The organism is Microcoleus sp. POL10_C6 (assembly GCF_036701585.1).
Classification (GTDB): Bacteria; Cyanobacteriota; Cyanobacteriia; order Cyanobacteriales; family Microcoleaceae; genus Microcoleus.
In genome coordinates, this window is sequence record NZ_JAUBRB010000059.1 from 1 (window position 1) to 12,775 (window position 12,775).

General features: G+C 44.4%; 6 protein-coding genes. All 6 read right to left on the reverse strand.

All coding sequences use genetic code 11. The features are described from left to right. Positions 1 to 202: 202 nt before the first annotated feature. The 6 genes from QUA34_RS24770 to QUA34_RS24795 all read right to left on the reverse strand — a co-directional run bounded on the left by QUA34_RS24770 (position 203) and on the right by QUA34_RS24795 (position 12,747). Positions 203 to 1,210 carry a tellurite resistance TerB family protein gene (locus QUA34_RS24770; protein ID WP_333328680.1) on the reverse strand — a complete coding sequence of 336 codons (1,008 nt, stop codon included), beginning with the start codon at positions 1,208 to 1,210 and terminating at the stop codon, positions 203 to 205. A gap of 320 nt (positions 1,211 to 1,530) precedes the next feature. Next, on the reverse strand, positions 1,531 to 5,994 hold the full coding sequence (locus tag QUA34_RS24775; RefSeq protein WP_333389719.1) for a CHAT domain-containing protein: 4,464 nt from the start codon (positions 5,992 to 5,994) through the stop codon (positions 1,531 to 1,533). 28 nt (positions 5,995 to 6,022) lie between these two features. Beyond that, a protein-coding gene (locus tag QUA34_RS24780; RefSeq protein ID WP_333389721.1) for an IS630 family transposase occupies positions 6,023 to 6,978 on the reverse strand; the annotation gives its coding sequence in 2 pieces (ribosomal slippage) (positions 6,023 to 6,645 and positions 6,645 to 6,978; 957 coding nt in all). A 104-nt stretch (positions 6,979 to 7,082) separates the two neighbouring features. Continuing rightward, positions 7,083 to 9,302 (reverse strand): two-partner secretion domain-containing protein, encoded by a 2,220-nt coding sequence (locus QUA34_RS24785; RefSeq protein WP_445242846.1) that lies wholly within the window; start codon positions 9,300 to 9,302, stop codon positions 7,083 to 7,085. Between the two features lie 446 nt (positions 9,303 to 9,748). Beyond that, the gene (locus tag QUA34_RS24790) at positions 9,749 to 10,855 is read right to left on the reverse strand and encodes a hypothetical protein (protein ID WP_333389725.1); all 1,107 of its coding nucleotides are present in this window, start codon (positions 10,853 to 10,855) and stop codon (positions 9,749 to 9,751) included. Further along, complete coding sequence (locus QUA34_RS24795) at positions 10,852 to 12,747, reverse strand: CHAT domain-containing protein (protein ID WP_333389727.1); 1,896 nt, start codon at positions 12,745 to 12,747, stop codon at positions 10,852 to 10,854. The genes QUA34_RS24790 and QUA34_RS24795 overlap by 4 nt, the downstream gene beginning before the upstream one ends. Positions 12,748 to 12,775 lie beyond the last annotated feature (28 nt).

The window sequence follows — 12,775 nt, forward strand, 5'->3', positions numbered from 1 at the left end:
CTCAACCATTCAGTTTTTCGACCCGCCCGTCAACAGTCAACAGTCAACAGTCAACAGTCAACAATTCCGGAGGAGTGACCAGAATTGATCTCATATCCTGAGAATGGTTGGCAAAAAAACCCGGTTTCTCTAAAAATATAGGGTTGAGCAGCGAGACATCTAGAAAGAAACCAGGTTTTTAGCCCGTCTAAACAAGTCATTTTTATTCGATCGGCCCGAATTCGATTGTCTCAATAAACTCAAAAATCTTGTTCATAATTCCCTCAACTTCAGACTCCAGGGAACCCAATTCATCCCCCTCCTGATAAATTCGCTGACAGCTTACCGTGTAGCAAAAATCGTCAGCAATAAAAGCCATAAGTCCCCGGTAAGCATCCAGTCGAGTCAGAGAGCCATCGTTTTCTTGCACGCTGATAGTTGCACCCGCAGGCAAATCGACAACCACGAAATAAGCTTCTTCATCTTCTAAATATTCCGCGTGGAGTAACTTAGAATTGGCAACATTAGCAAGAATTGCCTGAGAAACAAAATTGTCGAGAAAAGACTTGAGATAAGCTTCCTCGCCAACCGACTCGATTGTTTCTTCCACTTCACCAGCAACAGGGAAATAATCAATTTTCAGCAAAACGCCAAAGTCATCTGAAAATGCGACACAGCTTTCTTGATCATCAATTTTACCGCCTCGTTGATCATCAACTGGAATGGGAACGCTAAAATTGCCTTCAGGAGATACGTACCATGCCGCATCGAAATCAGACTCTTCGCCCTCTACTTCCGAGTAAGCAGCAATTACATCCTCAATAATTTCTGCTGCTTCCTCATCTTCCACACCTAATGCTTGCTGGAATTCTTGGAGAAAAGCCTCGTGCTTCTGGGATATTTCGCCATCGGCGACAAACATTGCTGCGGTTATTGCAAAAGTATCCAAAACTAACTCATCTGGCATAGATTCCCAAGCAGTATTAAATAATGCTCCTAAACCATCTTGGGCGACAATACCGGCGAGTCTTTGAAACATTGCTGACATATCATCTTCCGAGTATTCAGCAAATATTTCGGATTCCCAAAGTATGCTTTCTAAGATATCAGCATCCGTGTCAGGGGAATTTGCCTCTGCTGCCACAAATGCTACCGCTGCTACGGATTCTTCTAAAGTCAAGCTTGCTTCGGATTGGTCTTCTGAATTGAATATTTTATCAAACTTGGCCACAGGTTTTGCCCCGCTAGTGTTTAGTTTTGCTATTCATAGCAAATTTATGACATAAAAAGATAGTCGTCAATCGATTTTAGATTTTAGATTTTAGATTTTAGATTTTAGAATTGACCCCACGGATAAATTCGGGGGATCCTTTATCGGATACAGGTTTTTTATTTCTGGGTCCTGAGTCTGCTTTCGGAATGAATCCGGGGCTTGTATCCTGGATGCTTTCGGTCAGGGATACTCTGGGCGCCGGACACGGCGCCGTGCTGTTTCCCTACAGATATCGCACCCGACACGGCACTGTGCCGTTTCCCTGCCGATATCGCCTATTACCAAGGACTGCCAATTATTGTGAATCCGGCCCAAAACTTGGGATGAGATAAATCTGCATTTGCTACTTGTGTGGCTTGATTAATGTCGATCGCGCCTTGAGTTCCCCGCAATTGACCGTCTTTTACTACAATTTGTTTGTGGATCATTGCCAGTTGAGCTTTTCTAAGCGCTTCAGCTTTAATTGGGGCCGATCGCAAATTGCCATAAAACTCCGTCATCAGTCCCAAAGTGCCGATATCATTAACTTTCCACAAACTTGCCAAAGCTGATTTTACACCGCTGCGGACGGCCAGTCCAGCAAAACCCATTTCTGCTGCTGTACTGTCACCGATCGCAGTTTCGCACGCACTCAGCACTAATAACTCGACTTGTCGACGATGGTACCACTTCGCCAACCTAAATTCATCCAGTGCCAAAGAGCTGTCCCACAAATCAATCTCAGCTTCTCTTCTTCCATTTTCGCCTTGAGGAAAACTGGCGTGAGTAGCTAAGTGAACGATTCCAAATGCCTGTTGTTCTCGCTGCTTTCTCAGGTTTTCTAGGGTAAAGTCTTGATTGAGAAAAGAGCGGCCTTGCCACAAGGGAAATGCTGCTTGATTTTGCGTTTCTGTTCTCCTCCCGGCGATCGTAGATAATTCGATCGGCACCGCACGCAAAGGAGGTTTATCAGTGTGGGGAAATTCGGAAGCACCCATTGCTAAAACTTGAGCGTTTTTCAAACTTTGATAATTGGTGTTAGTCAAGCTGACACTGGGAAGTGATCCTACACTGTACTTTTCTACTAGAAATTGCTTGCCGTCGTGCAAAGCGGATAGTGGCAGTTGGCGCAAACCAGCATCAAAGCAAAACACTAGCGTATCTATATTTAATGCTTCTAAATTTGAAATAATCGGCGCAATTAACCACTGGTAAAGTTGCTGAGAAATGGGCAAATGTTCTTCACTTTGCAAATCATTTGGTTGACCCAAAGAGCGATGAAATTCTGCCACTTTTTCCAGCAAAACTGCGTTAGATACAGGAATATTTCTGAGAATCGGAGGGCCGTCTGGAACTACTAACACTAGGGATAATTCTTCGAGACGGACGATCGCGTAAACAATTACAGCTTGCTTCCCGGTTTCCTCCTTAATTGTTTTCAGAGTTTCTCTCAGATATTGAACGTTGATTTTTTTATCCGTGAAATTTTCCCCATAATAATTTTCGTAGTCTTGTTCAAAGAGCTGGTCAATTAGAGCAATAGCATCGTTAGCATTGCCTTGTTCTAAAGTTTGTTCCACGAGCAATCTGCTTTGTGAGGGAAAGATATTTGGGATATCTGCAGGTGCGGGATTTTCTGCGCTCGGAGGGGGAGTGGGAGTTGGCGCGGGAGTTGGGGCGGGGGCTGGAATTGTTGCAGGCGATGGAGTTGGTGCGGGAATTGGAGTTGGTGCGGGAATTGGTGCGGGCGCTGGAGTAATAGTCGGTGAATCTTGAACTGGCGCTGTATTTATTGCAGCCATTCTCTCCCAAACATCCGAAAGATTGAAATCAAATGGTTCAGAATTAGCAATCGGTAAACTAGGAGTTTGATCGATTATTTCTGGCGGAGTTTCTGCGACTGAAACAGTTAAATTGTCAGTAGATGGCTGTAAAGAAATTAGGTTATTTGCTTCGGCTCCGGCAATGGTGTTAACTGACGGGGTGTAAGGGAGTTCTAGGGAGATAATTGTTTCATTGTTACGATTCCAATCTAATTCGGTATTTCCCGTTTCAGTATTTTGGTTGATCGAGGTTTGTGCTCCCAATAAATCGCCAATTAAAAAAGCTAACTCCTGTTGGGGAGTTTGGCTTGGGCTGACAGCGGGTGCGGGTACGATCGCACTTGTAGGCACGGGTACGATCGCACTTGCAGCCGCAGGTACGATCAAGGTTGGAGGTGCTGGCTGAATCTGAGTTACAGGCTGGGTTACAGAGCCAAGAGGAGCTGCAGGCGCTGGATTTGGCGCGTTTGAAGGTTGGGGGGCGATCGTAGGTTGAGAGGCGAGGGAGGAGGTGATTTGGGAAACAGAGGGAAGGGTAGGTGTCGAAGCTATGCGGGCAGCAGCGTTTGGCGTTGTGGGTGTTGAGGGCTGTGTGGGGCGCGCGCGGGGTGGCAGTACGAATGAATCGGGCAATTCAGGTAGTCGGAAGTCGAGGGGAAAACCAGGTATCGGATCGGGTGTTGCCGAAGGTGCGATCGAAGTTTCGGGAATGGGGGCAGGTGCGATAAATATTTGGGAAATTGGGAAAGGTGCGATCGAGCTTTCCGGTGTTGCCGAAGGTGCGATCGAGCTTTCCGGTGTTGCTGAAGGTGCGACGGGTAAACGCGGTGGGAGTTGCCGTGAAGGTGTGCTTACGGGCGCTGGAGTATCTGCGGGTGTGGGTGCAGGCGTGGGAGTAGCTGCGGGTGTGGGTGCGGGCGTGGGAGTAGCTGCGGGGGCGGGTGCAGGCGTTGGAGTAGCTGCTGGTGCGGGGGTGGGAGTGGCTCCGGGTGTCGGTGCGGGCGTGGGAGTGGCTGCGGGTGTCGGTGCGGGCGTGGGAGTAGCTGCGGCTGCGGGTGTCGGTGCAACTATTGGCGGCGGCACGGAGATAATTTGAATGCGATCGACATCCTGTTTGTGAGTATAAAGATAGGAGTTATCCCGCAAAATTGTTTGAATAGGATTAGAATTTCCCCTAGTAATTGCACCCGCCGTTCCATTTATGGCAGAATCACCCACAATAAACGGCGTTAATCCTGCGCCTCCGTGGCGGATAATTATAGTACCGCCGCTGCTATCTCCAGGATTTCCAGCCGTAGAAATGCTGGCATTGATGCCGTTTCTATCTGTGAAGGAATTGAGCGATCGAAAAAACCTTCCCATCTGAATCTCGACATTGCCTCCCGTACCCTTGCCGAGACTACTTTGAGCGTTAATTTGACTCGCAGTAATATCGCCCGCAGCACTGCGGTTATAAGCCGTGACATTCCCTGCATTCCCCTCAGCCGAAGAGTCAATTTTACCAACATTAATACTTCCGGTAGCGTCGAGCAAGATACTGCCGCCATTACCAGCAGACGATGTATTGATATCGCCTGCAGCAATATTAGTTCCAGCGCTCAGATCGATATTACCGCCAGTGTTAGGGGAAGTCGCATCAAGATTTTTAGTTGTGATTTCTCCGTTCTCACTAAACAAAGAAATTCCGGCGGGTGAGGTGATATTTTGGGCGGTAATATTATTCGTAGTAATAATGTTAATAGCACCGGACGTTTCGGAAATATCATCTTGAATACTGACGCTGTTGAGGGGAGAGACACTGCCCACAGCATCACCAAAATCAACACTTCCCGCATCGGGTTGAACAGTCAGACTGTAAGGCCCGTCAACAGTAGACTTAAAAGTAATATCGCCAGTCTCTAAAATTTTGACGGACAGGTTATTACCTAATGTTACTGGAGCGTTAAAAGTAATATTATTGCGGTTAGTTTCTATCTTGCCACTGGCAGTAATAGAGTCATTTGCCTTGACATCAATATTGCCGCCAGTCACAGTAATACTGGGAGCGAAAGTGCGGGAATTAATATCCGATGTCGAAACAGTTCCTTGAGCATTGATGGTGACACCTCCGCCTTTACCATTTGCCGCAGCGGTAATAATTGGGCCAGCGGTCGTGTCGATATTACCGCCGCTTTTAATGCTAAGATTGCCACTGTTGGCGTTGAATCCGCTTAATAAGAGGGCGCTACCAATTCCTGCCGTACTGATGTTGGTTCCAGCTTCGAGGGAAATATTGCCGCCGCTGTTACCGCCGATCGCATTTATGATTCCAGCAGTAGTGTCGATCGCCCCGCCGCTTTTAAACGTGATTGAGCCGCCGTCTTGATTGCCGATCGCCCGGATGGCGCTGGTAGTAATATTTCCCCCAGCATTTTGATTAACATTGCCGCCTCTGTTAGTTTTAAGATCGGGAGATGAACCGTCATAACTTGTCAATAGCTGACCTGTAGTGATATTTCCATTGCTATTAGTAAAGTTTAGATTTCCACCCTGTATTCCCGATACTAATACATCGCCTATATTAATGTCACCGCTGGCAGTAGATAAAGTAACATTGCTGCCATTGCCCTTAGCAGAATCACCCGCGATCGCGGTTCCTGTTGTCGGTGTTGTGATGCCGGTGCTGGCTTGAATGGTAATATTTCCAGCAGCGTTCGCGCCCGTGACATTGAGCGTTCCGGTATTTATGGAACCTGCATTACTCGTAAGTGCGATCGGGCCACCGTTTTGCTTCGCCTCAACATAGAGGTTGCCTGTGGTAGCATCGCGAGCTGCATTTAAGATAATCGAGCCTCCATTTTCCGAGTTGACGTTAATCAAAATTGTCCCGGGTCCTACCTGAGAGCCAGTTGAGTTTAAGATGCCTGTAGTGATGCTGCCATTAGTGCTAGTAAAATTCATACTCCCACCTTGGAATATATAGCGTTTTTCAGAAAGATGAGGTACAATAACAGCAGTGAGTAAACCAATTCCTCATATCGGATAATGTAACTTGATTGAAGGCAAACTCTATCGCTTTTGCTAATTCTCGATAATTAGTCGTCTTGATAGAACGGAGAATGTTTTTGAGTTTTGACCATAAATGTTCAATTGGTGAGAAGTCGGGAGAATAGGGCGACAAGTATATTAATTTTGCCCCTTTCTTTTTGATGGCTTTTTCTATTTCTTCTCCGGTATGAATAGTACAATTATCCATCACTACACAAGCACCTTTCCAGAGTTTTGGTACTAGCTTTCGGATAATAAAAGCCTCAAATGTAATTCCATCAGTTGTACCTATTAAATTGACTGATGTTAGGACTTCTTTGACCGATATAGCTCCAATTATTGAGACATTTCTTCCGCGTTTATTCGGTTTTGCTCCCTTGGCTCTTGAACCTTTTATAGACCGAGCATATAACCTAACCATTGCCAAGTTTACTCCACATTCATCAATGAATATTAAGTCTTTCAAACAAACTTCTCTAATTTTTTGCCAGAACTCGTATCGCAGGTTCTGAACCCTGTCAGTGCCTTTGTCTGACGGGAAAAGAGTTTTTTTTTCAAAGTCATGTTTAAGAGTTTTGCCATTCTTCCCATCGTTGCTACGCTGATGGTAAAACCAATTTTCTGGTAGAGTAAATAACGGAGTTCTTCGAGAGTTGCATCATTATTTTCTTCAATCAATTCCGCTAAAATTAGCAGTTGTTCTGCATTCAGTTTTAATTTGACTCCGCATCGCTCAGTTCGAGGAGCAATATTTTGGGTCTCACGATACTGTTTAATTAGTTTTTGGACGAAACTAAGGGCCACACAAAAACGGTTGGCTATTGCTCTTTGTGACAGCGGTTCATTATGGTACACATCCATAATTTTTTGTCTAAAATCAATCGAATAAGTTTTCATTTTTACTAAGGTGTGATTTTTTACTATGGTGTGATACGATCGCTCATTGATATTTGTCAGTCGAGTGAATGCTGTGGATCGAGCAAATGGAGCGCTCCATTTAATTAGAGCTGCATGACATTTTTGGGTTCTATATTTTTCACTTCGTTCAAGTCAGTTACATCATACCTCATCTTTCTGAGAAAGGCTATACCAGAGTTTAATACATCACCTATTTTAATATTCCCACTGGTAGAAATAGTAATATTGCCACCTTTATTACCGTTGTTTGAAGAACTATCGATGTTTCCAATCTCAATATTGCCATTTAGGCTAGTAATAGTGATATTTCCACCATCAGATTTTGCAGCTCCATAATTTAAGGCTAATATCGTATTTAAAGTAATATTACCCTTTGCTTGTAAATTTACAGAACCAGGAATGCCGAGGAAGTCACTCGTAAGTATAGATGAGGAACCCTGGAAAATAATAGAACCCTGTTCGCTGATGATAGTAACGTTACCGCTCTTTCTAGTAGCTATTGGGCTATTTAATTCAGGTCTAGAACTTCTTAAACAATAAAAGCCAGCATTACAGCCGAGCGTGATATCGTTTTTCGCTTTAATGATAATATTACCGCTCCCACTAGCTCCGCCACTAATTATACCATCCCTCCAAATATCATTTCCCCCTACAAAAGTAAAAGAATCCCCTGCATTCACAGTAATATCAGCGCCACTGCCATCACCACTATCAACTTGAGTGCTAAGTGTTTCGGTTGAAATGTTTCCCCCTGCATTCAAAAATATATAACCAGGGTTCCCTCCCATACCTATTGTCGAAATTCTTCCTGTTTGAATGTTACCTGTAGCTTGCATAATTACAGGTCCTTGGGTATTGCTTGGTCCTGAATAGCCAATAATTCCAACTTTAATGTCGCCGCCAGATCGCAAAATTACCGCTTGCGAAGTACCCAAAATAAATTCATCTGTACCCGGAGAAGCACCAGCATAAGTTGCATCGGCACTCGTAATATTGATATCTCCAGTAAAAGTAATATTTCCAGTACCCGAAGTTGTATCTACCTTGAGAGATGCACCCGTGTAACCCCCTGAAGTATAGTCATTAGGTTGTGTAAAAATTGGATCGTACAGACTAATAAAAATCGCAGGTTTACCAGATAAATCAACAATCGAGGTGTTACTGCCACTTCTAAAGTGAGCATCTGTAGATATCATGCCATCACTCGCTAAAGTCAAATTTCCGCCGCTCACAAAAGGCGTTTGCGAAAGATGATTCAGCGCCAAAAGATCGATAGTTTGATTTCCCTGAATGTAGAGATTGCCGCCAGCATTCGCCACAAACGGATTTGCCACACTGTCGCGCACCCGCACTGTATTGTTAGCCAGCAAATTCAAATCACCCGTCGTGTGTAACTGACTTTCAACTAATGTCAAATTGCGATTAGCTGACAGCGTTGCAGTGTCCGCATTTACACCTTTAGCAGCGACATCTCCATTCTCTACCTGCAAACCAGAACCCGTTAATTCTATTTGCCCTCCAGCGTTGACTGTCACCCCCGTTGCACTTCCCCCGCCACCCGCCAACAACTGCGGCAAAGATGCAACTGGCAACACCCAATTTTGAGGCAAACTGCCCGCTACAGATTGCGGCTGAATCTCCAAACTCAACAGATTTCCCGGTTGACTAATTCTGACTAAACTCTCGCCGGGAACCGCCGCAACAATAATATTTCCTCCCGGTGCATAAAGTTGTCCCGTACTCAAAACTGTACCGCCCAACAAAGTTAAATTTTGCCCTTGTCCCACCGCCAAATTGCCTAAATTGACAATTCCTCCCGGTTGCGTATTTGTAAAAGCAAAACTATTAGGATTTCCGACTAATAAAGCATAATTATTCGTACCACCCGCACTAAACCAATTATTGCCAAAACCCATGCCCGTCGCAGTAGTCGCAGTGAAAGCAGCAGGCACGTTCAAACTAGAATTTGCGCCGAAAACAATCCCCGCCGGATTCATTAAAAATAAGTTGGAATTGCCGCCAGTTATTTGAATTAAGCCGTTAATTAGCGAAGCATCGCCGCCGACAACTCGCCCTAAAATATTGCGAATATTGGGATTTGATATAAAGTTAGCAGTTTGTCCTTCAGTTAAACCAAATTGTTGGAAACTGTGAAAGAGATTTGTGCCGTCGCCGGATTGTTGGCCGCCGTTGATGTTGAATTGGTTGCCGCTGGGAGTAATTTGAGTATTCGTGCCGTCGGTTGCGGGGGTGATTTGGGCTGTGGCTGTTTGGGATGGGGTGAAAAGTCCTATTTCCCACATTGCTAAGGTGGTGAATGAGAGGAATGTGAAGAAAAAACGGGGTTTTTTGTGTGTTGATTTCATGGTTTTGTTAGTAGATGATATCGAGTTCACTCTGAATAATTGCGAAAGTCCGCCAGCGCCCTCTGACAGTCCCAAAGTCCGCCAGGGAATGAATTCCCTGGCTAATAGCGAAAGTCCTCTGAAGAGGACTGTAGAAAAAACTTTGATAACAGTGCGCTGAAGAAGACTGTAGAAAAAACTTTGATATCAGTCCACTTTAGTGGACTTTTGCTTTGAGGCAGGGAATTCATTCCCTGCCGGAATTAACGTCACAACTGAAGAAGACTGTATAAAAAAGTGTGATATCAGTCCACTTTAGTGGACTTTTGCTTTGAGGCAGGGAATTCATTCCCTGCCGGAATTAACGTCACAACCCCTGCCGGAATTAACGTCACAGCCCGTAACTATTTCCTCTGTTCCCTTCTTTGCAAATCCCGCAATTGCTTCTCTACCTTTTCCGCCATTGACAAATCTCCCAAACTTGTATATCCATCTTTTGCCATTCGCAAATATTTCATAGCTTCCAGATTATTTCTCATCGCTGAATGAACTTGTCCCAATCCGTATCGAGCGGCTGTCAACTCCTCAATATCGTCAGGTTTCGCCGTATTAATCGCCTGGGAATAGTAGACTTCAGCCTGGGGAACCAGTTGTAGCTTTTCCAGATACAGATCGCCCAACGTGCGATAAATTGGCGGTGTTTCCCCGCCTGTTTCTTGTAAGTTTTCTAAAATTTCTCTTGCTTCGGCAATCAAGTTTGTGTTAAGATAAATGGTAGTAATTGCTAATTTTTTAGCGTTTTCGTTAGGTACTTGTTTGTCGATCGCCCCTACCGCATCCTTAACAACCTGAACCTGCTTCTCATCCAGCAACTCAAACTCTGTATCTCTTTCTCCCACAGCACTTTCTGAAGAAACGCCCGTATTCGCCTCGACAATCAATCGGTACCTAACACCCGGTTTCAGCGCCGGTTCTCCCGGATAGACAGCCTCAGTACCGTTAACAGTCATTTCCCAGTTTAATTTCGCTCCATTTTCCCGGAGACTCAACTTATAGCTAGTCGCACCAGCAACCGGATTCCACCGCAAAATTGGCTTGCTGTCGAGCAATTTCGTGCGCCGCGGACTGATAATATAAGGAATTGGCGCGCTATTCCAGGTAATTTTACCGTCGCCGCGATCGGGACATTTAATCAAGTCGGCGCTGCAATCAGCTTTCGACTTTTCCTTGGCTAACAAACAGCTATTCAATTGATTTTCACCCGATGCGATCGACTTAATTCCCAAATCAGCACATTGGATCGTCAGTTGGGCGTTTTGTGCAGTTCGCAATTTGTCTCCCGGATAAATCGGCGTACCGCTGGTAGGGCGAACAATTCGGCCGTTTTGGCGCTCGATCGCAACTTCCCCGCTACTATGGATAATCAGTCCGTTGGATATTCTGTTACTGGCTGCTAGTGCGGTAGTTGCGATCGAGCTTAATGCTATAAAAGTTGCAATCCTGATTTTCACTTGATATTTCCTTTTATTCGTAAATATTGTTTGGCACTTTGGATACATTGCTCTTGTTCGGGTACGCTAGATTTAGAATATTTAATCGTTTTTTTCCAGTGTTCTAAGGCTTCATGTGGCTTACCTTGAGTTTCCAGAACCCGTGCTAAAAAACAGTGAGCTTCAGGGCTATTGTCTGTCAATCCAATTGCTGTTTGGAAATCTATTTCTGCATCATGATATTGCTGTTCTTTAAAGCGTATCCAGCCGCGATTCTTGATACAAGCCGCTTTTACTCCGTCGTATTTAGCGTGTTCTAAACAAAGGTTGATCGCCTTTAAAGCGGGTTGATGTTTATCCTTGCGGATGAATAATTTAGATATTTGAGCAGAAGCATCAGGAAGTCCTCGCAATACAGCATTTTGCATTGCCTCTAACGCACCTTGATCGTCATTCAATTCGTCGCATAACATAGCTAAATTATAGTATGCTTGTGCATAATTCAGGTGAATTAAGCTTGCTAAATTGTAGAATAATTTAGCAATTAAAGGTTTATTTTGACGGTGGTTTTCCATGCCAATTTGATTCGCAACTGGGGCAAGTATCGGGCCCATTAACATATAACTGCTAGCGGTAGTAGCTAAACCGATTCCCAGGCGCTGCATCAAATTAGAAATAAAAATAGAGATATCGTTGTTTGGGCGATCGCCCTCAGTATCACCCAAAAGAGAGCCCACAGCAACAAGCGGGCGATTCCCTACGGGATAGCTGCGCTTCACGCGCTTTAATTGCAGTAAAGTCAACCCGTCAAAAGTTGGCTGCTGACAGAGCACAGGTATGGCACTCGCACCGGGAAACTCAGATTCCCACTTCTGTAAATAATCCTTAGCTTTCCGTACTGCTAAAAACAAAGGATATTCTTTGCTTAAATATCCGAATAAAGACTTAACAAAATCGTGAGCAATTTTATCTGGTATCGGCGCACGCATCACAATCATTGCCGGTAAAGGCAAGCCTCCCGCAACTAAATCTGCTGCCAATTGGAGGCTAGAACAAGAGTTTAAAATTAGCAACTCCAATCCTTGAAAAATTGATTTTTCCAACCCCTCTTTTAAATAGTCTATTGTGACAGTATTATCGCAATCTGCTTGATTAATATGCAGCCATCCCTTGACAGCATTGCTATTGCTATGTCCGCCGTAATATAAAATCTGCCAATTTTTTTCATCTTCTAACAACTTCTCGCGTAGCTTTTCCGGTGTTGGCTGGTGAATAAATTGTAACTCGCAGCGATCGCCAAAAGACCGTTGAAGACTTTTCTCATCTTGTCGCAGATCGAGTCCGTCACTATTACCGGAGACACATAAAATTCTACCTCGCGAAGGCAGAGGCATTCCGCCGGTAGTTGCCTTTTTGAGAGCTTTTCTATACTGTGACGGACTTTTGATTATCTCACAATTTTTGTAATCTTCGCGAAATTTCCACGCATCCCAAGGCAGATGCCAATTTTCCGAATCTTTGATTTCGAGAAATACTTCAAAGCACTGATCTCGACCACCAAACGCATCAACTACATTTCTAAAATTATGCTCAATTCCCGCATAAAATTCCTCACTACTCAGCCACAGCCTCATAGATTCATTCAAATATTGATAGATCAATTGAGGATTATCTTCAGAAATATTGGTTGTCCCTGTAGCCTTAACTTTAATTCTAGAAAGGATGTTGCTAGATTTTCCCGCACGACAAATAAGTTGCCATCTTTTTTGCAGATCATCAACTTCCGGGGCTGGTGGCAAACTTCCTTTAAATTTATGGACTGTTGTTTGGTTTTCTTGAAACTCCCCTGTGATGTCGGGAAAACCCTTGTATAGATCCCCAATCCCTAAACCCAAGATAAATCTTAAGCTCATAAATTAGACGCGAGTAGAGTTAATCGAG

Bases quoted from the DNA above. Each gene is read 5' to 3' on its own strand.
- QUA34_RS24785 (WP_445242846.1), bottom strand. From the start codon at position 9,302: ATGTGGGAAATAGGACTTTTCACCCCATCCCAAACAGCCACAGCCCAA.
- QUA34_RS24775 (WP_333389719.1), bottom strand. From the start codon at position 5,994: ATGAATTTTACTAGCACTAATGGCAGCATCACTACAGGCATCTTAAAC.
- QUA34_RS24795 (WP_333389727.1), bottom strand. From the start codon at position 12,747: ATGAGCTTAAGATTTATCTTGGGTTTAGGGATTGGGGATCTATACAAG.